This is a genomic window from Agromyces sp. MMS24-JH15, from assembly GCF_043518605.1.
Lineage (GTDB): Bacteria > Actinomycetota > Actinomycetes > Actinomycetales > Microbacteriaceae > Agromyces.
Genome location: NZ_CP171358.1, coordinates 20806 through 45212, shown reverse-complemented (window position 1 = coordinate 45212; position 24407 = coordinate 20806). Strand labels below are relative to the sequence as shown.

General features: G+C 73.3%; 25 protein-coding genes and 1 tRNA gene. 18 read left to right on the top strand and 8 right to left on the bottom strand.

Annotated features, from left to right (window positions below; translation table 11 throughout):
* The first annotated feature begins 156 nt into the window (after positions 1-156).
* The 3 genes from ACDF64_RS00210 (at position 157) to ACDF64_RS00200 (ending at position 2765) form a co-directional block, all read left to right on the top strand.
* Positions 157-846, top strand: a complete 690-nt coding sequence (locus tag ACDF64_RS00210) for a C40 family peptidase (protein ID WP_394552783.1) — start codon at positions 157-159, stop codon at positions 844-846.
* 329 nt (positions 847-1175) lie between these two features.
* Positions 1176-1670, top strand: a complete 495-nt coding sequence (locus ACDF64_RS00205) for an HNH endonuclease (protein ID WP_394552782.1) — start codon at positions 1176-1178, stop codon at positions 1668-1670.
* A 141-nt stretch (positions 1671-1811) separates the two neighbouring features.
* The gene (locus ACDF64_RS00200; protein WP_394552781.1) at positions 1812-2765 is read left to right on the top strand and encodes a CHAP domain-containing protein; all 954 of its coding nucleotides are present in this window, start codon (positions 1812-1814) and stop codon (positions 2763-2765) included.
* Between the two features lie 7 nt (positions 2766-2772).
* On the opposite strand, the gene ACDF64_RS00195 is transcribed toward ACDF64_RS00200, so the two are convergent.
* Entirely contained in the window at positions 2773-3831 is a 1059-nt protein-coding gene (locus ACDF64_RS00195; RefSeq protein WP_394552780.1) for a lactonase family protein, read from the bottom strand.
* Positions 3832-3936: 105 nt separating this feature from the next.
* The gene (locus ACDF64_RS00190; RefSeq protein WP_394552779.1) at positions 3937-4461 is read right to left on the bottom strand and encodes a hypothetical protein; all 525 of its coding nucleotides are present in this window, start codon (positions 4459-4461) and stop codon (positions 3937-3939) included.
* Positions 4462-4650: 189 nt separating this feature from the next.
* Here ACDF64_RS00190 and ACDF64_RS00185 point away from each other — a divergent pair.
* The 8 genes from ACDF64_RS00185 (at position 4651) to ACDF64_RS00150 (ending at position 12047) form a co-directional block, all read left to right on the top strand.
* Positions 4651-4722: transfer RNA gene (locus ACDF64_RS00185), tRNA-Arg, on the top strand.
* Between the two features lie 152 nt (positions 4723-4874).
* On the top strand, positions 4875-5522 hold the full coding sequence (locus tag ACDF64_RS00180; RefSeq protein ID WP_394552778.1) for a GntR family transcriptional regulator: 648 nt from the start codon (positions 4875-4877) through the stop codon (positions 5520-5522).
* A complete protein-coding gene (gene prpB, locus ACDF64_RS00175) occupies positions 5522-6421 on the top strand; it encodes a methylisocitrate lyase (RefSeq protein WP_394552777.1) in 900 nt (299 codons plus the stop codon). The genes ACDF64_RS00180 and prpB overlap by 1 nt, the downstream gene beginning before the upstream one ends.
* Before the next feature lie 82 nt (positions 6422-6503).
* Positions 6504-7694: a bifunctional 2-methylcitrate synthase/citrate synthase gene (locus ACDF64_RS00170; RefSeq protein WP_394552776.1), complete on the top strand. Its 1191-nt coding sequence runs from the start codon at positions 6504-6506 to the stop codon at positions 7692-7694.
* Positions 7695-7749: 55 nt separating this feature from the next.
* Positions 7750-8526 (top strand): electron transfer flavoprotein subunit beta/FixA family protein, encoded by a 777-nt coding sequence (locus tag ACDF64_RS00165; protein WP_394552775.1) that lies wholly within the window; start codon positions 7750-7752, stop codon positions 8524-8526.
* 8 nt (positions 8527-8534) lie between these two features.
* The gene (locus ACDF64_RS00160) at positions 8535-9521 is read left to right on the top strand and encodes an electron transfer flavoprotein subunit alpha/FixB family protein (RefSeq protein WP_394552774.1); all 987 of its coding nucleotides are present in this window, start codon (positions 8535-8537) and stop codon (positions 9519-9521) included.
* 5 nt (positions 9522-9526) lie between these two features.
* On the top strand, positions 9527-11290 hold the full coding sequence (locus ACDF64_RS00155) for a cytochrome b/b6 domain-containing protein (protein WP_394552773.1): 1764 nt from the start codon (positions 9527-9529) through the stop codon (positions 11288-11290).
* Positions 11291-11570: 280 nt separating this feature from the next.
* Positions 11571-12047: a GNAT family N-acetyltransferase gene (locus ACDF64_RS00150; protein WP_394552772.1), complete on the top strand. Its 477-nt coding sequence runs from the start codon at positions 11571-11573 to the stop codon at positions 12045-12047.
* Here the strand turns inward: ACDF64_RS00150 and ACDF64_RS00145 are convergent.
* On the bottom strand, positions 12019-12720 hold the full coding sequence (locus ACDF64_RS00145; protein WP_394552771.1) for a TMEM175 family protein: 702 nt from the start codon (positions 12718-12720) through the stop codon (positions 12019-12021). The genes ACDF64_RS00150 and ACDF64_RS00145 overlap by 29 nt on opposite strands.
* A gap of 104 nt (positions 12721-12824) precedes the next feature.
* Between ACDF64_RS00145 and ACDF64_RS00140 the strand changes: the two genes are divergently transcribed.
* Positions 12825-13892: an ATP-dependent DNA ligase gene (locus tag ACDF64_RS00140; protein ID WP_394552770.1), complete on the top strand. Its 1068-nt coding sequence runs from the start codon at positions 12825-12827 to the stop codon at positions 13890-13892.
* A 25-nt stretch (positions 13893-13917) separates the two neighbouring features.
* Here the strand turns inward: ACDF64_RS00140 and ACDF64_RS00135 are convergent, their stop codons facing one another.
* Positions 13918-14424: an Lrp/AsnC family transcriptional regulator gene (locus ACDF64_RS00135; RefSeq protein ID WP_394552769.1), complete on the bottom strand. Its 507-nt coding sequence runs from the start codon at positions 14422-14424 to the stop codon at positions 13918-13920.
* Between the two features lie 128 nt (positions 14425-14552).
* Between ACDF64_RS00135 and ald the strand changes: the two genes are divergently transcribed.
* Positions 14553-15650, top strand: a complete 1098-nt coding sequence (gene ald / locus ACDF64_RS00130) for an alanine dehydrogenase (protein ID WP_394552768.1) — start codon at positions 14553-14555, stop codon at positions 15648-15650.
* A gap of 91 nt (positions 15651-15741) precedes the next feature.
* Here ald and ACDF64_RS00125 read toward each other — a convergent pair whose 3' ends face one another.
* Positions 15742-16047, bottom strand: a complete 306-nt coding sequence (locus ACDF64_RS00125) for a rhodanese-like domain-containing protein (protein ID WP_394552767.1) — start codon at positions 16045-16047, stop codon at positions 15742-15744.
* 115 nt (positions 16048-16162) lie between these two features.
* On the opposite strand from ACDF64_RS00125, the gene ACDF64_RS00120 reads away from it, so the two are divergent.
* Entirely contained in the window at positions 16163-19936 is a 3774-nt protein-coding gene (locus tag ACDF64_RS00120; RefSeq protein ID WP_394552766.1) for an AAA family ATPase, read from the top strand.
* Positions 19933-20148, top strand: a complete 216-nt coding sequence (locus ACDF64_RS00115) for a hypothetical protein (protein WP_394552765.1) — start codon at positions 19933-19935, stop codon at positions 20146-20148. The genes ACDF64_RS00120 and ACDF64_RS00115 overlap by 4 nt, the downstream gene beginning before the upstream one ends.
* A gap of 57 nt (positions 20149-20205) precedes the next feature.
* Here ACDF64_RS00115 and mscL read toward each other — a convergent pair whose 3' ends face one another.
* The 3 genes from mscL to ACDF64_RS00100 are packed head-to-tail and all read right to left on the bottom strand — an operon-like array spanning position 20206 to position 21630.
* The gene (gene mscL, locus ACDF64_RS00110; RefSeq protein ID WP_394555018.1) at positions 20206-20631 is read right to left on the bottom strand and encodes a large conductance mechanosensitive channel protein MscL; all 426 of its coding nucleotides are present in this window, start codon (positions 20629-20631) and stop codon (positions 20206-20208) included.
* 29 nt (positions 20632-20660) lie between these two features.
* The gene (locus tag ACDF64_RS00105) at positions 20661-21005 is read right to left on the bottom strand and encodes an FmdB family zinc ribbon protein (protein ID WP_394552764.1); all 345 of its coding nucleotides are present in this window, start codon (positions 21003-21005) and stop codon (positions 20661-20663) included.
* A 46-nt stretch (positions 21006-21051) separates the two neighbouring features.
* Complete coding sequence (locus ACDF64_RS00100; RefSeq protein ID WP_394552763.1) at positions 21052-21630, bottom strand: 5-formyltetrahydrofolate cyclo-ligase; 579 nt, start codon at positions 21628-21630, stop codon at positions 21052-21054.
* A 61-nt stretch (positions 21631-21691) separates the two neighbouring features.
* Between ACDF64_RS00100 and galU the strand changes: the two genes are divergently transcribed.
* Genes galU through ACDF64_RS00085 form a run of 3 tightly spaced genes read left to right on the top strand, consistent with a single transcriptional unit; the run spans position 21692 to position 24372 of the window.
* Complete coding sequence (gene galU / locus ACDF64_RS00095; RefSeq protein WP_394552762.1) at positions 21692-22585, top strand: UTP--glucose-1-phosphate uridylyltransferase GalU; 894 nt, start codon at positions 21692-21694, stop codon at positions 22583-22585.
* A gap of 2 nt (positions 22586-22587) precedes the next feature.
* Positions 22588-23250: a GNAT family N-acetyltransferase gene (locus ACDF64_RS00090; protein WP_394552761.1), complete on the top strand. Its 663-nt coding sequence runs from the start codon at positions 22588-22590 to the stop codon at positions 23248-23250.
* A gap of 51 nt (positions 23251-23301) precedes the next feature.
* Positions 23302-24372, top strand: coding sequence for a hypothetical protein (locus ACDF64_RS00085; protein WP_394552760.1), 1071 nt, complete (start codon positions 23302-23304; stop codon positions 24370-24372).
* The last annotated feature ends 35 nt before the right edge of the window (positions 24373-24407 follow it).

The window sequence follows — 24407 nt, the reverse complement described above, 5'->3', positions numbered from 1 at the left end:
GCATCCGTGCCGCGGCGCGGAGGTAACCTCTTGGCTCGTTCCACCCGACGTCGCTCCGCCGACGCCCCTGCTCTGCGCACGCCCGCCGCACCCACGGCACCGGCGTCGCCCGCGCCGGTCCGAACGCCGTCTGCACGCCGCCTGCGGCGCAGCGGCGTGAAGAACGTCGGCGTCATGGCGATCGCGCTCGGGCTGGTCGGCACCATCGCGATCCCCGCCTACGCGGTCGCGCCCGACAGCATCGGCCCGCACTTCGCCTCCTCCGACGAGGCGAAGCTCACGCGTGCCGGCGCGCAGTCCGTCGAGGTCGACGGCGACGTGGTCGCCGCGGCGGCGACGAAGGACTCGTTCGCCGTGACCACGGGCGAGGAGATCCGGGCGGCCGCCGCAGCCGAGGCCGCCGCCGCGGCCGCGCGTGCCGCCGCCGAGGCGCAGATGGCCTCGTACGCGGCCTCGAACAGCGGCCCGAGCGTCTCGGACCTGCTGGCGAACCCGCCGTACCCGAACTTCGACCTCGCGAGCGTCTACGGCGTCGCGACCCAGTACATCGGCACCCCGTACGTCTACGGCGGCGCGTCGCCCGCGGGCTTCGACTGCTCGGGCTTCGTCATGTACGTCTACGCGCAGTTCGGCATCGGCATGCCGCACTCGTCGGCGGGGCAGGGCGCGATGGGCACCCGGATCTCGGAGGCCGACGCGGTCCCCGGCGACCTCGTGATCATGAGCGGCCACGACGGCTTCTACGCGGGCAACGGGATGATCCTGCACGCGCCGTACGAGGGGGCATCCGTGCGCGTCCAGCCCATCTGGACGAGCGACTACTACATCGTGCGCATCGGCATCTGAGTGTGAACATCGCGTAACGCACGCGGAAAACGGCGCGCCGGGGGGTTCCGGTGCGCCGTTTCCGGCTTAACCTGTTGGAACGATCCGCATCGGGGTGATGGACGGAGGCGGGGCATGGCCGGGGCACGAGGCATCCATTCCGCGGATGCGCGCGCGCTCTACGACCAGCGCCGCAGCAGTCGTCTGCTCCATCACCGCGCGCACAGCCGACGGGCATTGCCTTCACGAGGGCAGTGCCCGTTCTTCGTCTCCGGCGACGCGCGACCCCCGCGGAGCGTGGTCCCGTTCACGCGGCTGGAAGCCATCCAGCACCGATCGAAAGGCACTCCATGCGAACCCTGGTCCTCAATGCCGGGTACGAGCCGCTCGCGGTGGTCTCGTTCAAGCGTGCGCTCCTCCTCGTCATGCACGAGAAGGCGACCGTCGTCCTGAGCGACGTCGACCACCCCGTCCTCGGCACGGCCGGCACCTGGGAACGGCCCAGCGTGATCGTGCTCACCCGGTACGTCCGCCCGCCCGTGATGCAGCACGTCCCGGTCAGCCGTCGCGGCGTGCTCCGCCGCGACGAGCACCGCTGCGCCTACTGCGCCAAGCACGCCGCCACGATCGACCACGTCATGCCGCGCTCGCGCGGCGGCCGCGACACCTGGGAGAACCTGGTCGCGTGCTGCCTGCGCTGCAACAACGCGAAGGGCGACCACACGCCCGCCGAGATGGGCTGGGAACTGCGGACCACGCCCCGGATGCCCCATGGCCGGACCTGGGTCGTGCGCGGGTTCGAGCGACCGCTGCCGCAGTGGGACGAATACCTGCAGGCGGCGTGAGCGCTCCCACGGCTCCGTGACAATCGCGGATCGGTGCCCTATGGTGGGACGAGCCTCCGGAACCGAAACCCGCCGGAGGCGGCAACGAAACCCCGCGTCGCACTGCACCGCGCCGCGGCCCGTCCCCCGGAGGTGCAGTCGTTGACCGCTGACGACCAGATCGGTGCCCAGCCGAGCCGACGCGATGCGCGCCGGGCCGAGCAGGCACCCCGGGGGCGACGCGCGGCTGCGACCAAGAACTCCGGGCCCAAGCCGTCGGCGAAGATGAGCCGGTTCGGTCGCGTCGAGCGCCCGGCGCCGACCGAGCAGGCCGGGCGTCGCTCGGCTGCACCGGCCGCCGCGCCCGCGCCGCAGCCGGTCAGGGTCCCCTCGACCGTCCGCCGCACGGGCCCGCTGCGCGTGTTCGCGACCGTCCTCGTGGTCCCCGCGATCATCGGCACCGTCGCACTGCCCGCCTATGCACTCGTGCCGGGCGTCGACGGGTTCGGCACGTCGAGCCTGTTCCGCGACGCCGTGACCGGCGCCCAGCAGATCGACGTGTCCGCGCTCGCGAGCAAGGGCCCCGTGTCCTCCGACGCCTACTCGGTCACGACCAAGGCCGAGATCGACCGCCTCGCGGCGGAGGCCGAGCGGTCGTCGTGGTCCGGCCTGGCCAACCGTGCCGGGGCGTTCTACACGCCCGCGCAGCAGGCCGAGGGCGACGACTACCCGTGGTGGGACCAGACGCCCGACGACTACGGCGGGGGGCTCTCGCCGCTGCGCTACTACTTCCGCGAGTGCGTCGATTTCGTCGCGTGGCGGATGAACCGCGACGCGGGCGTGACGAGCGCGCCGTGGAAGTGGGACTGGGGCAACCTGGCCTCGGGCAGCGCCTACGCGTGGGCCGACCAGTGGGTCGCGCACGGCTGGGCGACGAGCAGCACGCCCATCGTCGGGTCGGTCGCGTGGTTCCCGTACAACCACGTGGCGTACGTGCAGTCGGTCAACGACAACGGCACGGTCACGATCGAGGAATACAACTGGAACAGCGATCACTCGTACCACGTGCGGACGATCGACGCCGGCTCGGCGCTGTACCTCTACCCCCCGGTCTGACCCCCCACTACTCCCGCGCGAGGCATCCCGGCGCCGGCGTCGCGATCGTCTCGACCACGCCGACCGGCACGCCCGAGGCATCCAGCTCGAAGACCGCGATCGAATCGCTCTGCTGGTCCGCGACGAGCAGGAACCGCTCGTCGTGGGTGAGTTCGAGGTCGCGCGGATGCCGCCCGCCGGTCGGCAGCGTCGCGAGATGCTCGAGGTCGCCGTCGCCGCCGAGCCGGAGCACCTGGACGGCGTCGAGTGCGCGGTCGCCGATGAGCACCGTGCCCGCGCGCGTCATCCGGATCGCGGACGCGCCGAGCTCGGATGCCACGGGCGCCCCGATCGCCGTCCACGAGCGTTCGAGGCCCGTGACGAGGTCGACGACGCTCGCCGTCCGGTCGAGTTCGTTCGCGACGACCGCGACGTCGCCCGCGACGACGAGGTGACGCGGGCCCGACCCGGCGCGGAGCCGGATGTCGTCGCGCTCGTCGTGCGCGAGGTGCGGCGCCCCCTCGGCGTCGAGAACGACCCGGACGACCCGGATGCGGTCGGCCCCGAGGTCGGGCACGAGATGGCGCCCGCGCGCGGGGTCCGGCACCACCTGGTGGGGGTGCGGCGCGAGCTGGCGGTCGCGCCGCGGGCCGTCGCCGGCGAAGTCGACGGATGCCACGCGCTCGGCGGGTCCGCCCGCCGACGCGGGCGCGAGGCGATGCGCCGAGACGCGGCTCCCCGAGTAGTTCGCGACGAGCGCCAGGCCCGATCCGCGATCGACGACGACGTGGCAGGGATCCGCCGCGCCCGTGGGGGAGGGCGCGGCGAGCGGGCGCACCGCATCGCCGTCGACCGTCCACGTCGAGACGAGTCCGTCTCCGAGCTCGTGCACGATCGCGAGGACGCCGCCGGCGCCCCACGCGAGGAACATCGGGTTCGACCCGACCTCGACGGGCTCGCCCAGGGTCGCCGAGCCGTCGGGCGCGACCTCCAACGGGCGGATGCCCCGCGCCGGCGAGCCCAGCTCGCCGAGCGTGGACGCGCCCACCCAGAACCTCGTGCCCGTCGTCCGCACCGTCCACCTCATCCCGGCACGCACGCGCGCACCGGGATCCAAGGCTAACGGGGCATCCGACGGCCCGGCGCCGTCGTTCCGGCCATGGGGCCGAAGGGCGGTGCCGGGGTCGGCCGCCTACTCGTAGGCTTCGTCGACCTCGCCGTCGAGTTCGTCGTCGTCGACGGTGAGCTCCTTCGTCGTGAGCCGCGAGGCCCGCGAGAGCAGCTGCTCGACCTCGGCGACGTCGGCGGGGTCGAGCACGAGGACGATCCCCGCGCTGCCCGCGTCGAGGGTCTCGCTGATCGCCTCGAGGTCCTTCGAGGGCGTCTTGCGCGAGATGTGCCCGGCGATCGCGCCGATCCCGGCGCCCGATCCGCCGGCCACCAGCAGCGCGCCGCCGATCGCGACGGCCGGGAACAGCGCGACCGCGAGTCCGCTCGCGAGTCCGATCGCGAGCCCCTTCCGAGTGCCGTGGTGCTTGCCGGCGTCGCGCTTGGCGATCGACAGCTTCCCGTCGAGCGCGCGGTTGATCACCGCGCCGTCGAACGCCGAATGCTTGCCGGCCTCCGCGAAGCGCGCCTCGACCAGGTCGAAGTCGGCGAGCGCCTCGCCCTCGCTCGCATACTGTGCGGCTACCGCGACGTAGTGCTGATCAGCCATCCCGGACCCCCCGTCCTCCCCATCGGCTCCACTGCCGATCGCGATGTCGAACCCGCCGCGTGCGCAGCAGGTCTTGGCAGTCTAGGACGGCGAGGTGCCGGTGGTCATCCCTCGATCCGGGCGGGTTCGGGCGAAGACGACGCACGGCCGAGCGGCCCGCGCGATCCCGGTAGACTCGATGCGGTTTCCGCCTCTGTAGCTCAATGGAAGAGCAGTTCCGTCCTAAGGAAAGGGTTGGGGGTTCGAGTCCCTCCAGGGGCACCGTCCATCGGTCCCGGGCCCGTCGTCGGCACGCTCGGCGCGGACCGCCCCAGCTCCTCGGTTTGTATACCGAATCATGCAAGATCCTCCGATCCATTGCCCGCCCGCCCCTGAGTGCATACACTGAGACGGTCATCCGAGGAGGTGGGGCAATGCGCGCGAGCGACCGGGCGTACCTCACGCTGCTCGACGAGATCCAGTCCGGTGCCCTCGCGCCCGGCACGGTCGTCGCCGAGGTCGAGCAGGCCGGGCGCCTCGGGGTGAGCCGCACCCCGCTGCGGGAGGCGCTCGGGCGGCTCGTGGCCGACGGCCTCGTCGTGCAGCAGTCGCCTCGGGTCAGCGTCGTCAGCGACATCGACGCCGACGACATCCGCGAGCTCTTCGAGGTCCGGCGGGCGCTCGAGGAGACGGCGGCCCGCCTCGCGGCCGCCCGCGGCGACCGCGAGCTGTTCGCAACGCTCGCACGCGAGTTCGCCGAGACCAGCGTCGACGGGCGCGACGCGCTCGACGCGTACTACGACCTGATCGCCCGGTTCGACGCCGCGCTCGACGCATCCGTCGCCAACGACTACCTGACCGGGGCGCTCCGTGGCGTCCGCACCCACCTCGTGCGCGTGCGGCGCCTCGCGCGCGACCGGCCCGACCGGATCGCGGCCTCGGTCGCCGAGCATCGGCTCATCGCCGCCGCGATCGGCGCCGGCGACCCCGACCTGGCCGCCCACGCCACCCACGTCCACCTGCACAACGCGCTGGCGAGCGTCCTCGGGACCCTCGCCGCGCCCGCCGAAGGATCCCGCTGATGCTCTACTCCCAGGTCCCCGCAGCCGAGAAGCGCCGACTGTTCCGCGAGCGGCTCGCGTCGGGCGAGTTGCTCCGCTTCCCGGGCGCGTTCAACCCGTTGAGCGCGCGGCTGATCGAGCGCAAGGGCTTCGAGGGCGTCTACATCTCGGGTGCGGTGCTGTCGGCCGATCTCGGCCTGCCCGACATCGGCCTCACGACCCTGACCGAGGTCGCGGGGCGCGGGCAGCAGATCGCGCGGATGACCGACCTGCCGGCCCTGATCGATGCCGACACCGGGTTCGGCGAGCCGATGAACGTCGCGCGCACGATCCAGACCCTCGAGGATGCCGGCATCGCGGGCACCCACATCGAGGACCAGGTGAACCCCAAGCGCTGCGGCCACCTCGACGGCAAGGCCGTCGTCGACGAGGACACCGCGGTCAAGCGGATCCGGGCCGCGGTCGACGCGCGCCGGGACCCGAACTTCCTGATCATGGCGCGCACCGACATCCGCGCCGCGGAAGGCCTCGATGCCGCGATCGACCGCGCGAAGGCGCTCGTCGACGCGGGCGCCGACGCGATCTTCCCCGAGGCGATGCGCGACCTGGGGGAGTTCGAGGCCGTGCGCCGGGCGATCGACGTGCCGATCCTCGCCAACATGACCGAGTTCGGCAAGAGCGACCTGTTCAGCGTCGACCAGCTCCGCGACGTCGGGGTGAACATCGTGATCTGGCCGGTGTCGCTGCTGCGGATCGCGATGGGCGCCGCAGATCGCGCGCTGGACACGATCGTCTCCGAGGGGCACCTGACCTCGAAGCTCGACGAGATGCAGCACCGCGCCGACCTGTACGAGCTCGTCGACTACGAGCAGTACAACCACTTCGACCAGGACGTCTTCAACTTCCACGTCGCCCGATGACGCATCCGCCCGCCGGGCGAGGCATTCCACGACACCGCACCCCCACCGACCCGCACCGCACCGACCGCCGCGAAGGAGCGTCATGACCGACACCCAGATCAGGAAGGGGCTCGCCGGCGTCGTCGCCGACACCACGGCGATCTCGAAGGTCAACCCCGACACCAACTCGCTGCTGTACCGCGGGTACCCGGTCCAGGAGCTCGCGGCGACCCAGCCGTTCGAGGCGGTCGCGTACCTGCTCTGGACCGGCGAGGTGCCGACCGAGCAGGAGCTCGCCGAGCTGCGCACGACCGAGCGCGCGCACCGCGCCCTCGCGCCCGAGGTGAAGGCCGTGATCGACCTGCTTCCGACGAGCGCGCACCCGATGGACGAGGTGCGCACCGCGGTGAGCGCGATCGGCGCCGTCGAGACGGCGGGCATCGACAACGTGCTCGACGCGGTCGGCACGCCGGAGGAGAACCTCCGGCGGAGCATCCAGTTGTTCGCCGCGCTCCCCGCGATCGTGGCGTACGGTCAGCGGCGCCGTCGCGGGCAGGAGCCGATCGCGCCGCGCGACGACCTGGACTACTCGGCGAACTTCCTGTGGATGGTGTTCGGCGAAGCGGCCGACCCGGTCGTGGTCGACGCGTTCAACCGCTCGATGATCCTGTACGCCGAGCACTCGTTCAACGCGTCGACGTTCACCGCCCGCGTCGTCACGTCGACGCTGAGCGACCTGTACTCGGCCGTGGTCGCGGCGATCGGCGCGCTCAAGGGCCCGCTGCACGGCGGTGCGAACGAGGCGGTCATGCACATCTTCGACGAGATCGGGGATGCCTCGAACGTCGTGCCGTGGCTCGACGAGGCGCTCGCGTCGAAGCGGAAGATCATGGGCTTCGGGCACCGCGTGTACAAGCGCGGCGACTCGCGGGTGCCGACCATGCACGACGCGCTGCTCACGCTCGTCGAGCACTACGACCGGCCCGACCTGCTCGAGCTCAGCGAGACCCTCGAGCGCGAGTTCGTCGCGCGCAAGGGCATCTACCCGAACCTCGACTACCCGTCGGGTCCCGCGTACCACCTGATCGGGTTCGACACGTTGACCTTCACGCCGCTGTTCGTCGCGGCGCGCGTGACCGGCTGGACCGCGCACATCATGGAGCAGCTCGCCGCGAACGCGCTGATCCGGCCGCTGTCGGTGTACGACGGCCCGGCCGAGCGGCACATCGACGGGTACGTCCCGAACGAGTCCGAGCTCGCAGCCGCGGCGCGCGCCGAGGAGTTCGCGGGCTGACCGAACGCCGCGGCCGGCAGATCGCGCGGCCGCAGACCACGCACCGGAGGTGTCGATGAAGATCCTGGTCCTGGTGAAGGACGTGCCGGACACGTACGGCGAGCGACGGCTCGACCTCGAGACGGGCCTCGCCGATCGCGAGTCCGGCGAGCACGTGCTCGACGAGATCGGCGAACGCGCGCTCGAGGCGGCGCTGCGCCACGCCGACGGGAATCCGGGGACGGAGGTGGTCGTGCTCTCGATGGCGCCCGAGTCGGCCGCGACGAACCTGCGCAAGGCGCTCGCGATGGGCGCGGCGAGCGCCGTGCACGTCGCGGATGCCTCGCTCGCCGGCGCCGACCTCGGCCTCACGGCCGACGTGCTCGCGGCGGCCGTCCAGCGCACCGGGTTCGACCTCGTGCTCACCGGCAACCTGTCGACGGACGGATCGGGCGGCGTGCTGCCCTCGATGCTCGCCGAGCGCCTCGGCGTGCCGGGGCTCACGTCGCTGTCGGTGCTCGAGATCGGCGACGGCACCGTCGCGGGCGAGCGCGTGACCGACACGGGGACCATGCGCGTCTCGGCGGCGCTGCCCGCGGTCGCGTCGATCACCGAGGCGCTGCCCGACCCGCGCTTCGCGACCTTCAAGGGCATCATGGCCGCGAAGAAGAAGCCCGTCGAGACGCTGTCGGCGACCGACCTCGGCGTCGATCCGGAGGACCTGTCGGTGCCGCGGTCGATCCTCGTCGCGGTCGCCGAACGCCCCGCGCGATCGTCGGGCGTGAAGATCGCCGACGAGGGTGACGCGGGCGAGCGGCTCGCCGAGTTCCTCGCGCAGAACCGACTGGTGTGAGGCTGACGATGACCGACTTCCCGAACGATTCCATCCTCGTCGTGGTCGACGTCTCGCCCGCGGGCGAGGTCGCGACCTCGACGGCCGGCCTCCTCGGCGCGGCCGCCGCGGTCGGCGCGCCCGTCGCGGTGCTCGTGGCGCCGCCCGGGCTCGGATCGGCCGCGGCCGAGGCCGTCGCCGGGCTCGGCGCCGTCCGCGTGCTCGTGCACGAGACGGACGCGGCCGTCGAGGCGCTCGCCGTCCCGGTCGTCGACGCCGCGGCGGCCGCGATCGCGCTCGTCGACCCGGACGCCGTGCTGGTGTCGAACTCGATCGACGGCCGCGACGTCGCCGCCCGGCTCTCCGCGCGCCTGCGGCTCGCGCTCGCGGTGGACGCGGTCGGCGTCGGCCGCGACGACGAGGGCGTCGTCGCGAGGCACTCGGTGTTCGGCGGCGCCTTCGAGTCCACCTCGGCCCCGACGTTCGGCGCGCCCGTGATCACCGTCCGGCAGGGCGCGATCGACGCGCGAGCCGAGGCCGCGCCGCTCGTCGCCGAGCCGCTCGCGGTCGCGCCGTCCGGCGCTCCGGCCGCCCGGATCGACCGCTTCGAGACGACCGTGGTCGAGCGGTCCCGTCCCGAGCTGCGGGGCGCTGCGAAGGTCGTCGCGGGCGGGCGCGGCCTCGGCTCCGAGGAGCGGTTCGCCCTCGTCGAGCAGTTGGCCGACGCGCTCGGCGCCGCGGTCGGCGCGTCGCGGGCCGCCGTCGATGCGGGCTACGTCCCGCAGTCGCACCAGGTCGGCCAGACCGGCGTGTCCGTCTCGCCGCAGCTGTACGTCGCGCTCGGCATCTCGGGCGCGATCCAGCACCGCGCCGGCATGCAGACCGCGAAGACCATCGTCGCCATCAACACCGACGCCGATGCGCCGATCTTCGAGATCGCGGACTTCGGCGTCGTCGGCGACCTCTTCACCGTCGTGCCGCAGCTCATCTCGGCGCTCGAGGCGCGGAAGCGGTAGGCGCGGTGGCGACCTACGGGCGAAGCATCCGTCGCGGACTCCCGAGGCGGCCGGGCGGAGCGCCGTGGCCGCCCGCCGAAGCGGTCGTCGGCGTCCTGGATGCGCCGTCGCCGGGTGCCCCGTCGCCGGGTGCCCCGTCGCCGGGTGCCCCGTCGCCGGGTGCCCAGTCGCCGGGTGCACAGTCGCCGGGTGAGCCGACATCGGCGGCGGAGGCGGACCTGCGCGCCGCGGATGCCCCGAGCCCGGCGGCGGCGACGATGGATGCCCCGGCCGCGGCGGTGCCGACGGCGGGTGTCCCGGCCGTCGCCGGGACGACCGGCGTGACGTTGCGCCGCGGGCTCCCGCGCGTGGCCGGCGGCGAGCCGTGGCCGCCCGCGGGCGCGACGGGCCGCGCCGCGGCGGCGACCTCGGCGGCGGCTGCTGCGACCCAGACACCTGCGACGACGCCGGCACCTGCGACGACGCCGGAACATGCGACAACCCCGGCCTCGGCGGACGCGTCCGCGGTGGTGGCAGCGGCCGAATCGGTCGCCGTGGCACGACCCGTGCCGGACTCGGCCGATCGGGCCGGTACCCCGCTGCGGCGCGGGCTGCCGCGCACGAGCGGCGGGGAGCCCTGGCCGCCGGCCGGGTTCGCGCCCGTGGCATCCGTTGCGCCCGTGGCATCCGTCGCGCCCGTGGCATCCGTCGCTCCCGCGACCCCGGCTCGCCCATCGCAGCCCGACGAGGTCGCCGCGGCACCCGCCGCACCCGCGGTCGCAGCCGCGACGCCGGCGCAGCCCGCGCCGGCCGCGACACCCGTCCCGGCGCCCGCGCCCCGGCGCCCCGCGCCCCGACTCCCCGTGCCGCCGCGGCCCGAGCCGCGCCGGATCGCCGGGTACACGTTCGTCCAATGGGCCGGCAGCGCGATCCTCGGCGGATTCGCGCTCGCGCTCGCCGGGGTCGCCGCGGTCGTCGTCGCGGGATGGCTGCGGTCGCTGCCGGCCGTGCAGGACTTCCTCGCGGCGTATCCGGGGGAGTACCCGCTGCCCGACGGCGCGCCCGTCGGCATTCCGGCCTGGCTCGGGTGGCAGCATTTCTTCAACGTGTTCCTGATCGTGCTCATCGTCCGGTCGGGCCTGCAGGTCCGCGCCGGACGCCGCCCCGACGCGGTCTGGAGCCCGCGCGGCAACCCGGGCCGCAAGATCAGCCTGACGCTCTGGTTCCACCAGTCGCTCGACATCCTCTGGCTCGTCAACGGCGCGATCTTCGTCGTGCTGCTGGTCGCGACGGGCCAGTGGATGCGGATCGTGCCGACCTCGTGGGCGGTCGTGCCGAACGCGCTCTCGGCGATCCTCCAGTACGTCTCGCTCGACTGGCCGACCGAGAACGGGTGGGTGAACTACAACAGCCTGCAGCAGCTCGCCTACTTCGCGACCGTGTTCGTCGCCGCGCCGCTCGCGGCCCTCACCGGCGTCCGCATGTCCGGCGTCTGGCCGTCGCGGGCCAGGACGCTCAACCGGATCTACCCGGTCGAGTGGGCCCGTGCCGTGCACTTCCCCGTCATGCTCTACTTCGTCGCGTTCACGGTCGTCCACGTCGCGCTCGTGTTCGCGACCGGGGCGCTGCGCAACCTCAACCACATGTACGCGTCGCAGGATGCGGTGAACTGGACCGGCTTCTGGATCTTCCTCGCGTCGATCGTCGTGATCGCGGCGGCGTGGGTGGCCGCACGGCCGGTCGTGCTCGCGCCGATCGCGCGGCTCTTCGGATCGGTGTCCAAGCGCTGACGGGTCGCCCGGCGCTCGGTCGGAGACGGTGTCACCGGTTCTGGGGGGAGCGAGGAACGGCGCGGTGGCGGAGGATGTGAACTGCGCGGCATCGTCCCCCGAGCCGGCCCGAACCGCTCCGGTCCACCGCGCGTTTCGCCGGTGATTCCGGCTGCAGGCCCCCGAAATCCCCGGGGCCGAGGTGCAGCCGTTCACCGGCGATATACGTTTCGCGGCGGTTCGCCGCGATGAACGGATGCCCCGCAACCGGCCCGTAATACGCGCATGCGACCATCGGATCATGGCCACCACCGTCTCGATCGCGCCCGGCGACCTCGCCGACCCGCGCGTCCTCCGTCTCCTCGCCGACCACCTCGCCGACATGCACGCGACCTCGCCCGCCGAGAGCGTGCACGCGCTGGACGTGTCGGGGCTGCAGGATGCGCGCGTGACGTTCTGGACGATCGCGGCCGGCGACGACCTGCTCGGCTGCGTGGCGCTGAAGGAGCTCGAGCCCGGCCACGGCGAGCTCAAGTCGATGCGGACGGATGCCGCGGCCCGCGGCCGGGGCCTCGGAGCGTTGCTCCTGGAGCACGTCCTCGACGAGGCGCACCGGCGCGGCTACCGCCGGCTCAGCCTCGAGACGGGCTCGCAGGAGTTCTTCGTGCCGGCCCGGACCCTCTACGCCAAGTACGGGTTCGCCGAGTGCGGGCCGTTCGCCGACTACGTGCTCGACCCGCACAGCGTCTTCATGACCCGGGAGCTGTCGGCGAGCTGACGTCGTCGGCGACGATCCTCGCGACCCTCCGGTCGGCCCACCGGCCGCTCACGGGTCCGACGACGAGCAGCAGCAGCCAGACCGCGCGCGCCCATCCGGCGCCCCAGGCGTACGCGACGGGGATCGACGCGAGGAACACGAGCGGGGTCGACATCGCGTCGACGAACCGCACCGCCTCGGCGCGGCGGGGGAGCGGAGTTCGCAGGACGCCGTCGCGACGTGCGACCGCGTGCACCGTGCTCTGCGCGAGCACCGCGAGGCTGATGTTGACCGCGTACACCACGACCGACAGCGGCTGCTCGGCGGTCTCCGGGTCGCTGATGCCCTGCGTCGAGAACGGGATCACGACGACGAGCGCGAGCGCGAGGACGTTCGCGCTGATCACGCCGTCCGTGACGCCCGACATCTCGCCGCCGATGCGGTGGTTCACGCGCCAGAACACCGCGATGACCGCGAAGCTCACGGCGAAGCCGAAGAGCTGCCACCCCAGGCCGCCGCCGAGCCACGCGGCGGGCGACGTCCAGTCGGCCGCGGGCGGCGGATCCAGGTTCACGACGAGCAACGTCAGCGCGATCGCGTAGCCGGCGTCGAAGAAGGTGAAGGCGCGCGCGAACTCGACGCTGTCGCGTCCGTACCGCACGGCGCGCTCGGCGGTTCGATCGCCCGACCCCACAGGGCGAGTGTGCGGCACCACCTCGGCGGCGGGGCATCCGACGCGCCGGTGCGCGGTTCCCCGCAGCCCTCGCGCCGCCGGGCGGGCGGGGGCAGGATGGACGGATGGACCTGCCGGTGATGCCGCCCGTTGCGCCGATGCTCGCGAAGGCGGTGAAGGAGATCCCGGACGTCGGGCACGTCGAGCCGAAGTGGGACGGCTTCCGCACGATCGTGTTCCGCGACGGCGACGAGGTCGAACTCGGCAGCCGGAACGAACGGCCCATGACCAGGTACTTCCCCGAGCTCGTCGAGGAGCTGAAGGCGAACCTGCCCGAGCGCTGCGTCGTCGACGGCGAGATCGTGCTCGTGCGCGACGGCCGGCTCGACTTCGACGCGCTCCAGCAGCGGATCCATCCCGCCGCGAGCCGGGTGAAGCTCCTCGCCGAGCAGACGCCCGCCTCGTTCGTCGGGTTCGACCTGCTCGCGCTCGGGGACGACGACCTGACCGCGCGGCCGTTCGGCGAACGGCGCCGGCTGCTCGAGGACGCGCTCGCCGGGGCGTCCGACCCGGTCTTCCTGACGCCCGCGACGACCGACCTCGAGGAGGCGCGCGACTGGTTCACGCGCTTCGAGGGCGCGGGGCTCGACGGCGTGGTCGCGAAGCCGCTCGACGGTGCGTACCAGCCCGACAAGCGCGTGATGTTCAAGGTCAAGCACGAGCGCACGGCGGACTGCGTCGTCGCGGGATTCCGCTGGCACAAGTCCGGCCCGATCGTCGGCTCGCTCCTGCTCGGCCTCTGGGGCGACGACGGCCGGCTCCACCACGTCGGGGTCGCGGCGAGCTTCGCGATGGCCCGGCGGGCGAGCCTCGTCGCCGAACTCGAGCCGCTCCGCGACGTCGCGCCCGGCACGCACCCCTGGGGCGAGTGGGCCGACCAGGCCGCGCACGCGGACACGCGCATGCCGGGCGCGGTCAGCCGGTGGAGCGCGGGGAAGGACCTCTCGTTCGTGCCGCTCCGGCCCGAACTCGTCGTCGAGGTCGCCTACGAGAAGCTCGAGGGCGACCGGTTCCGCCACACCGCGCAGTTCCGCAGGTGGCGTCCGGATCGCACGCCCGAATCGTGCACGTACGCGCAGCTCGAGGAGCCGGACGGGGTCGACCTCTCGGAGATCCTCCCGGTGCGGGGCTGAGCCGGCCGGGGCCGCCCGGGCCCGCTTAGAGCACCGCGCGGAGCCCGGCGGAGAGGGCGGTGTGGTGCTCGAACACCAGGTTGGTCTCGGTGAGCGCGACCGCGGGGTTCGCCGAGAGGTTCTTGAGCACGAACTGGCGCACGTGGTCGCTGTCGCGCACGCGGACGTGGATGAGGAAGTCCTCGGTGCCGCCGAGGAAGAAGAGCTGCGCGACCTCGGGCTCGCGGCGCAGCTCGTCGGAGATCTGCTCCATGAGGTGGCGGGCGCCGGGGCGGATGCGCACGCTCACGAGCGCCTGGAGCGTGAACCCCAGGGCCGCCGGGTCGATCTCGGCGGTGTAGCGCACGATCACGCCGCGCTCGCGGAGCGAGCGGACCCTGGCCAGGCACGTCGACGGGGAGACGCCGACGGCGTGGGCGAGCTCGACGTTCGGGATCCGCGCGTTCTCGTGCAGCAGCGCGATGATCTCGCGGTCGATGTCGTCGAGCACGGCGGGGCCCGTCGTGCGGATCTGCGGTGCGTCGGTCGCCATGCCCTCGCCTTCCGAACTTCTGGAACGAATACCGGTATCCTACCGAACATCATGCGGTGACTCTTCCGGATCGGCGAATGAAGGCGGACCATGGAAGGACCATCCACTCATCGCATTCGGAGACCACCATGCACGTCGGCGTGCCCGCTGAGATCAAGAACAACGAATTCCGGGTCGCGATGACGCCCGCGGGCGTGCACGCGCTCGTCGGCCGCGGACACCGCGTCGACGTCCAGGCGGGGGCCGGCGTCGGAGCCGGCTGCACCGACGACGAGTACCGCGAGGCCGGTGCGACGATCGTGGACACCGCCGCCGAGGCCTGGTCGGCCGAGCTCGTCCTCAAGGTCAAGGAGCCGATCGAGCAGGAGTACGGATTCCTCCGCGAGGACCTCACGCTCTTCACCTACCTGCACCTCGCCGCCGACCTGCCGCTCACGCGCGCGATCCTCGACTCGGGCGTCACCGCCATCGCGTACGAGACCGTGCAGCTGCCCGACCGGTCGCTGCCGCTCCTCACGCCGATGAGCGAGGTCGCCGGCCGGCTCGCGCCGCAGGTCGGCGCGGCCTCGCTGCTCGCGTCCAAGGGCGGCCGGGGGGTCCTCCTCGGCGGCGTGCCCGGCACGGCGCCCGCGAAGGTGGTCGTCATCGGCGGCGGCGTCGCCGGCGAGCAGGCCGCGGCCACCGCGCTCGGCCTCGGCGCCGACGTCACCGTCTTCGACATCTCGCTGTCGAAGCTGCGCGAACTCGACGCCCGCTACGACCACCGCATCAAGACGCTCGCATCGTCGCCCTACGAGATCGCGCGCCAGGTGAAGGACGCCGACCTCGTCGTCGGCGCCGTGCTGGTCCCGGGCGCCGCCGCACCCAAGGTCGTCACCGACGCCATGGTCGCGACCATGAGGCCGGGCGCGGTCCTCGTGGACATCGCGATCGACCAGGGCGGATGCTTCGAGGGCTCGCGCCCGACCACGCACGCCGAGCCGACCTACCGCGTGCACGACGCGATCTTCTACTGCGTCGCGAACATGCCCGGGGCAGTCCCCGCGACGTCGACCCCCGCGCTCACGAACGCCACCCTCCCGTACGCGATGCGCATCGCCGACCTCGGCTGGCAGGCCGCCCTCGCCGAGGACGCCGCGCTCGCCAAGGGCCTGAACGCGACCGGCGGACACCTCATGAACGAGGGCGTCGCGCGCGCGCACGGGCTCGAGCTCGCAACCGCCTGAGCGACCCGCACCGACCGAGCGACCCGCACCCGTCGGCCCGCCGAGCCCTGCCTCGCGCGGGCCGATGCGGTCGCCGGGCGGGCCCGAGGGGTCAGTCCGCGCCGGTGACGATCGGCAGGCCGGCGCGGTACCAGGCGACGATGCCGCCGTCGATGTTGACGGCGTCGAGGCCCTGCGCCTCGAGGAACACGGTCGCCTGCGCGCTGCGGCCGCCGACGTGGCAGAGCACGTGCACCGTGCGATCCCGCGGGACCTCGTCCAGGCGGGCCACGAGTTCGCCGAGCGGGATGTGCTGGGCCGACTCGAGCCGCGCCTGCGCGACCTCGTCCGCTTCGCGGACGTCGAGGACCCACAGGTCCTCCAGGGCGTGGGCGGCCTCGGGGGTGACGGACTTCACGGATGCTCCTTCGTGAGTGGGCGACGCCGGGCGGCGCGCGATCGGCTCGGTCCGAATCTACGCATCGCGGCTGAAGATGCGCCGGAACCGAGCCATCCGCGCATATCCTCTCGATGTGCCCCGGCCCGATCGCGACTCCGCCGACGAGGAGTTCCTCCCGACCGAGGTCGACCCTGCCGCCGGGGACCTCAGCCCGGAACCCGTGTCGCCCCGGAGCTCGCCCGACTCCGTCACCGTCGGCGCCCCGCCCGCGGGCGGCGAGGAGGTCGCCGACCCGGCGCACCGGGCGTGGCTGGCCGAGCTCGCCGCACTCGGCGGCCGGTCGCCGCTCGTGCGCTTCGTCGACACGCCGCGCACGCGCATCGAGCTCTCCACGACCCACCCCGGCGGGCTGCCGCAGTTCATCACGGGCAATTCGACGCTCCTGTCGAGCCTCATCCGGGACGAGCTCGCGCTGCGCAATGCGAAGCTCGCGGCGGCCGAGATCACCCAGAAGGGCATCGAGCTGCGCGGGGTGCGCGGCATCGAGGGCGTCCACCTCGCGATCGGCCTGGCGTCGTGGCCGCATGACGGCGAGGACTGCGTCGCGCCGGTCCTGCTGCGCCCGCTCGCGATCCGGCGGTACGGCCGCGACTTCGAGCTGAAGCTCAAGGGCCAGCCGTTCCTCAACCCGGCGCTCGCGCGCGAACTGCGCGACCAGTTCGGCATCGTCCTCGACGCCGACGCGTTCGTCGCGCTCGCGATCTCGAACGGCGTCTTCAAGCCGCAGCCCGTGATCGATCGCCTGCGCGGCCTCACCGCGCACCTGCCGTGGTTCCGCGTGGCGCCGCGACTCGTCGTGTCGTCCTTCGCGGAGGTCGGGCCCGCGATGGCCGCGGACGCGCGGAACCTGGACCATCCGGTGATCCGCGCCGTGGCCGGCGATCCGGCCGCGCGCGAGTCGCTCGCGGGGCAGGCGGAGTCCACGGCGATCATCCCGCAGGACGAGCGGCCGCCGCAGGGCGATCGTCTCCTGCTCGACGCCGACCCCGAGCAGGAGCGCGTGCTGGCGCGCATCGAGGGCGGGGCATCCGTCGTCGTGAAGACGCTGCCGGGCACCGGCGGCACCCAGACCATCGTGAACGCGATCGGCGCGCTCGTCGCGAAGGACCGCCGCGTCCTCGTCGTCGGCCCGCGCGCCCCGAGCCTCGACGGGATCGCCCATCGGCTCGCCCAGGTCGGGCTCGGCGGCGCCGCGGTCACGACCGCGGGCCTGCGCCGCGAGCTCATCCAGTCGATCTCCCGCAACGAGAAGGCCGAGCGGCCGCGCGTCGCCGAGGTCGACGACGCGCTCGTGCGGCTCCGCAAGGTGCTGCTCGACTACCGCGCCGCGCTCACGCGCCGCGATCCCGAGCTCCGGGCGTCGGTGCTCGACGCGATCGGCGAGCTGTCGCGGCTGTCGCTGCTGCCCGAGCCGCCGCAGACCACGACGCGGCTGGATCGCGGATGCCTCATGGCCACGGCCGAGGGCCGCGATCGCGTCGCCCGCGACCTGGTCCGCGCGGCGGCGCTCGGCGAGTTCAAGTACGGCCCGGGCGACTCGCCCTGGTACGGCAGCTCGTTCGACACCGCCGAGGACGCGTCCGCGGCGCACGCGCTCGCCCGGCGACTCGCCGGGGCCGACGTGCCCCGGCTCGTCGACCGCGGGCGCGCGCTCATCGACCAGACCCGGCTCCGCCCGTTCGAGTCGGTCGCCGAGCTCGGGGTGTTCCTGCGGCTCCTGCGGGACATCCGGGAGACGCTCGACCGGTTCAAGCCGACCGTCTTCGACCGGCCGCTCGGCGAGCTGATCGCGGCGACGGGGTCCCACCGCGATTCGCAGGGCATGTCGTGGTCGAACCGTCGGCGGCTCCGCCGGCACGCGCTCGAGTACGTGCGCCCGGGCGTGCACGTGTCCGACCTCAGCTCGGCGCTGCGCGGCGTGCAGCAGCAGCGGACGCTCTGGCAGCGGTACTCGGATGCCGGCGCCGTGCCCAGGGTCCCCGTCGGCATCGACGACGTGCACGTCGCATTCGAGGCGGTCGCGGCGGATCTCGCGACGCTCGACGCGCCGCTCGGCATCGCGGGCACGCCCCGCCGGCTCGCGGCGCGACCGATCGCGAACCTGTGCTCGACGCTCGAGGCGCTCGCCGCCGAGTCCGAGGTGCTCGCCAACCTGCAGGAGCGCACCGCGCTCCTCGCCCGGCTGCGCGAGCTCGGCCTCGACCCGCTGCTCGTCGACCTCTCGACGCGCCACGTCCCGGAGTCGCACGTCTCCGACGAGCTCGAGCTGGCGTGGTGGCAGTCGATGCTCGAGGGCGAGCTGCAGGCGGACCGCGCGCTCCTCGGCGCGAACACCGCGGTGCTCGACCGGCTCGAGGCCGACTTCCGGCTCGTCGACGAGGCGCACGCCGCGGCGGGCGGGGCCCTCCTGGCCTGGCGCCTCGCCGAGAACTGGCGCGTGGCCCTCGTCGACCAGGCCGACGAGGCGGCGCGGCTCAAGCGCGCGCTCCGCGGCGACCGCGTGCGCGCGTCCCTCCTGCAGGCGGAGTCGCCCCAGCTCCTCCGACTGCTCGCCCCGGTCTGGCTGGCCTCGCCGTACGACGTCGGCGACGTGCCCGACACGATCCCGTTCGACACCGTGATCCTGGTCGACGCGGGCGCGACGACGATCGCCGAGAACCTCGGCGCCATCCGGCGCGCACGCCAGGTGGTCGCGTTCGGCGACCCGGTGACCCAGACCCCGACGCGGTTCGAGACGGGCATCGACGACCCCGACCGTCAGGGCGCCACGGCGCGCCCGTCGACCGTCGAGGACGTCGACGCGCTGCACGCCGACTCGGCGCTCGCCCGGCTCGGCGAACTGCTGCCGACCCTCACGCTCACGCGCAGCTACCGCGCGGGCGGCGAGGACCTCGCGGAGCTCGTCAACAGCCGGTTCTACGGCGGGCGCATCTCGTCGCTGCCGTGGGCGGGCTCGTTCCTCGGGCACGGGAGCCTCGGGTTGCACTACGTCGACGGCAACGGACTCCCGGACCCGCGCACGGGCACCGTCGAGAGCGTGGACGCCGAGGTCGGCAAGGTCGTCGAGCTCGTCATGGAGCACGCGGTGAAGCGGCCGCGCGAGTCGCTCATGGTCATCACCGCGAGCGCGCGCCACGCGGCGCGCGTGCACCAGTCGGTGCTCGCCGCGTTCGCGAAGCGCCGCGACCTGTCGGACTTCATCCTGAAGGACCGCGCCGAGCCGTTCACCGTGCTCACGCTCGAGCAGGCGGTCGCGCAGAGCCGCGACCGGGTCATCTTCTCGGTCGGCTACGGCCGGACGCCGCACGGTCGGCTGCTGTCGAACTTCGGTCCGCTCGGCGAGCCGGGCGGTGATCGGCTGCTGGCGGTCGGGATGACCCGCGCCCGGCGCTCGATGGACCTCGTCGCCGCGTTCCGCCCCGAGCACATCGACGAGGACCGCCAGGCGCACGGCGTGCTCGCGCTCGCCCAGGTGCTCGCGCAGACCGAGGAGCGTCGCGCCCAGGCCGAGAACGCACCGGGCGAGGCGCCCGCGATGCTCGTCGACCTCGCCGCACGGCTCGAGCGGCGGGGCATCCGCGTGGCGCTCGGCTACCGCGGGCGGATCACGCTCGCGGCGGCCGGATCCGGCAAGGCGGTCGTGCTCGAGACCGATGCCGATCTCGGCGGCGAGAGCCTGCGTGAATCGCTCCGGCTCCGCCCGGACGTGCTTCGCCGACTCGGCTGGCACTACCTGCGCGTGCACAGCTTCGAGCTGTTCGGCAACCCGGACGCGGTGGCCGCGCGCGTCGCCGCACTGCTCGGTCGCAGCGAGCCGGAACCGGCGAGCGACCGGGCGGCATCGTGACGGAGGGGCAGGATGCCCCGCGCCAGCGAGTCGAGAAGGCGCCGGGCCGAAGCCGCCGCGCGCGGCTGACGCCGGCGCCCGGCACGGATCCGTCGCCCGAGTCTGCCGTGCCCGGGCGCGACGAGGACGAGTCGCGCGCGCGGAAGCCCGGCGCGCGCAAGCCCGGCCCGGACGACGAGCGGATCACGCGCGAGCGGCCGCCGCACTGGTGAGCCGTCGACCGCCCGCGCGTTCGTGGGGGACCGGCGGCGGGGGTGTGCGACGCGCGCTCAGCCGTCGCGGTTGGTGCGCTCCGCCGCGAGCAGGTCGCGGATCTCGGAGAGGACCGTGAGCTCGTTCTCGGGCTGGGACGGGTCCGGCACGCCGGCCTTGCGCTTGGCGTCGGCCCGGTCCTTCAGCGTGTTCATGGGCAGGACGAACACGAAGTAGACGACGGTCGCGACGATGGCGAACGCGATGATCGCGCCGATCACGGCGCCGAAGCGGACCTCGGCCATGCCGCCCGACAGGGTCGGCACCTCCCAGACGAGCGCGTCGTCGAGGCTGTCGGCCTGGAAGATGATGCCGATCAGCGGGTTGATCAGGTTGCCCACGATCGAGTTGACGACCGCGGTGAACGCGGCGCCGATCACGACCGCGACCGCGAGCTCGATCACGTTGCCGCGGAGGATGAACTCCTTGAAGCCCCTGAGCACGATCTCCACCCGCCCTTCGCTCGCCGGACTCACGCCACGCTAGCCGAGGGTGCCGACGAGGTCGAGCCGCTGCCCGAGCCACCCGAGCCGCCGGACGAGGACGAACCCGACCCGGAGCCGGACGAGCCGGACGAGCCCGACGACGAACCGCTCGACGAGCCGCCGGACGAGGCATCCGACCCGCCCTTCGAACCGCCCGAGCGCGAATCCGTGCGGTAGAAGCCCGACCCGTTGAAGGTCACGCCGATCGTGTTGAAGAGCTTCCGCAGCCGGCCGCCGCACGCGTCGCACGCGGTGAGCGCGTCGTCGCTGAAGGCCTGGTGGATGTCGAAGGCATTGTCGCACTCCGTGCAACGGTACGAATAGGTGGGCATTGGGGGGACTTCCTCGTGCTTCGGGGCGCCGGCTCGGCCGGTGCGGTCAGAAGGCGATGATGCGCGTCGGGGTCACGACGCCGTTCACCGCCTGGTCGTGCCGCTCGCGCGGCACGGACTCGACGAACTCCGCGTCGAAGACGACGGCGTACACCGGAGGACATTTTCCCATCGAACCGAGGGTCTTGTCGAAATAGCCCCGGCCCCAGCCGAGCCGCATGCCGGTCCGGTCGATCGCGGCGGCCGGCACGAGGATCAGGTCGACGTCGTTGATGGCCATGGGACCGAGGAGCTCGCCGTGCGCGTGGGGCACGCCGTGCATGCCGACCGACTCGGTCTGCTCCTCGCCGACGGTCCAGTCGAGCAGGCCGTCCTCGCGCGTGATCGGGAACAGGACCCGGATGCCCCGCGCCTCGGCCCAGTTCACGAAGGGACGCGTGTTCGGTTCGGTCGGGAGCGACAGGTAGCACGACAGCGACTCGGCGCCGGTCGTGCCCACGAGTTCCTGGAGGCGCGCGGTGAAGCCCTCCGTCGCGTGCCCGCGTTCGAGGTCGGACATGACCTGGCGGCGCTCGCGGAGCTCGGCGCGCAGGATGCGCTTGCGGACGTCGGGGTCGGCGGACATGGCGTCATCCTAGAGCGATGACCATGGACTCGCCCGTCGCCTCCCGCATACGCTGGGGCGCATGACCCGGATCACGAAGGCAGTCATTCCCGCAGCCGGCCTCGGCACCCGATTCCTGCCGGCGACCAAGGCCATGCCGAAGGAGATGCTCCCGGTCGTCGACAAGCCCGCCATCCAGTACGTGGTCGAGGAGGCCGTGGCCGCGGGCCTGGACGACATCCTCATGATCGTGGGGCGCAACAAGAACGCGCTCGCGAACCACTTCGACCGCGTCACCGAGCTCGAGGAGACCCTCGAGGCCAAGGGCGACGATGCCAAGCTCCAGCGCGTCGTCGAGGTGAGCCACCTCGCCGACGTCCACTTCGTCCGGCAGGGCGACCCGCGCGGGCTCGGGCACGCCGTGAGCCGCGCACGCAAGCACGTCGGGCGCGAGTCGTTCGCGGTGCTCCTCGGCGACGACCTGATCGACGCGCGCGACCCGCTGCTGACGCGGATGCTCGACGAGCACGCGGCCAGGGATGCGACGATCGTCGCCCTGCTCGAGGTCGACCCCGACCAGATCCACCTCTACGGCGCGGCGGAGGTCGAGCCCACCGACGACCCGGACGTGGTCCGCGTCACGGGGCTCGTCGAGAAGCCCGCCAAGGAGCACGCGCCGTCGAACTACGCCGTCATCGGCCGGTACATCCTGAAGCCCGAGGTGTTCGACGTGCTCGAGCGCACCCCGCCCGGCAAGGGCGGCGAGATCCAGCTCACGGACGCCCTCATGGAGATGGCCGGCGACGTCGAGGGCACGGGCGGCGTGTACGGCGTCGTCTTCCGCGGACGCCGGTACGACACCGGCGACAAGCTCGACTACATCAAGGCCGTCATCCAGCTCGCCGGAGACCGCGACGACCTCGGGCCCGACCTGATCGCCTGGCTCGCAGGGTACGTCGCATCCCGCGGCGCCTGACCATGCCGTCCGCCGTGCTGCCGATCCTCCGGGACGGCGAGGTCGTGCTCCGGCCCATCCGCTCGCGCGACGCGAAACCGCTCGAGCGCTCGCTGCTCGACAACCGCGCGTGGCTCCGCCAATGGGAGGCGACCTACCCGGGCGGCGGCACGGCCATCGACGTGAAGGCGAGCATCCGCAACCTGCTCGCGCACGCCCGGGCCGGCACCGCGCTGCCGTTCGTGATCGAGGTCGACGGCGAGATCGTCGGCCAGCTCAACGTCTCGTCGATCACGCACGGCTCGCTGTCGTCGGCGACGATCGGCTACTGGGTGTCCCAGCACGTCGCGGGCCGGGGCATCACGCCGACCGCAGTCGCGCTCGCGACCGACTACTGCTTCCTCGTGCTCCGGCTGCACCGGATGGAGATCTGCATCCGGCCCGAGAACGGCCCGTCGCTGCGGGTCGTCGAGAAGCTCGGGTTCCGCTACGAGGGCCTGCGCCGCCGGTTCATCCACATCAACGGCGACTGGCGCGACCACTTCGCGTTCGGCCTCGTGGCCGAGGAGGTGCCGCGCGGCGTGCTGTCGCGTTGGCGCGACGGGCGCGCCCCGCAGGACGCGGCGCGCGTGCCCGAGGCCGACCAGGTCGCCGCCGTGCACCCACTTCGGGTGGGGGATCGCTGACACGCCCGGTTCGATTGGGAACGGTTGCACGCCGTCCCCTACCGTTGACCCATGGACGTCGTCGGCGGGGGTGTGCTGATCGCAGCGTCCGCCGTGCTCTGGATCGCGTACCTGCTGCCGATGTGGCTGCGCCGTCGCCAGTACCTCGCGACGGAGCGCAACGCGGTGCGGCTCCAGCAGACGCTGCGGATCCTCGCGGAGACCTCGGAGACGCCCGAGCCGGTCGTCGTCGAGGCGAACGCGCGGGCCGTCGCGAGCCAGCAGCGGATCCTGGCCGAGCGGACCGAGACCGCGAGGCTCGAGGCCGAGGCCGCCGAGCAGCGCGCGATCGCCGAGCGCGTGACGGCGGCCGCCGCGGCGCGCGAGGCGCGCGAGGCCGCCGAGCGCGCGCTCGCGACCGAGCCGATCGCGGTCGTCGCGTCGGAGACCACTGGCGTCTCGGATGTCTCGGATGCCCCGGAGCGCGAAGCCCAGGGGCATGCGGCTCCCCGCCCGGTCGCCGTCGACCGTGACGCGCGACGCGTGCTCCGCCGTCGACGCGCGCGCCGGTCGCTCCTCATGCTCGTGGGCCTGCTCGCGCTCGTCGTCGGCCTCGTGGGGCTGCCGTTCGGACTCACGCCCGCGGTCGCGGTCGCGGGCGGCGTCGCGGTCGTGGTCGGGCTCGCCGAACTCTCCCGCCTCGCACGCGTCGCGCGCCGGCAGCGCGCGATCGTCGTGCCGGCCCCCGTGGCGGCACCCGAGCCCGAGGCATCCGTGCCCGTCGACGTGCCCGAGCCCGAGCTCGACGACGACGCCGGCTGGACGCCCCAGCCGCTCCCGCAGCCGCTGCACCTCTCCAAGGGCACGGTCGCCGCGGCGGTGATGGCGTCCATCGAGGCCGCCGGGCAGCTCCGCCGCGCCCAGCTCGAGTCGGAACTGGCCGAGCGGGCCGCCGAACTCGCCCAGGAACCGCCGCGGCTGCAGCCGAAGGCGCCGGCCGCGGAGGTGCCCGCGGAGGCCTCCGCCGAGGCGTCCGACGCCGCCGAGGAGAGCCCGTACGCCCGCATGGGAATCGTGGGCGACACGACCCCCGGGTTCGAGGATCTGGACGCAGTTCTCCGTCGCCGCCGCCAGGCGGTGTGATCCCCGGAGGTGGTCCGGACCACCCCTCGGAGGGT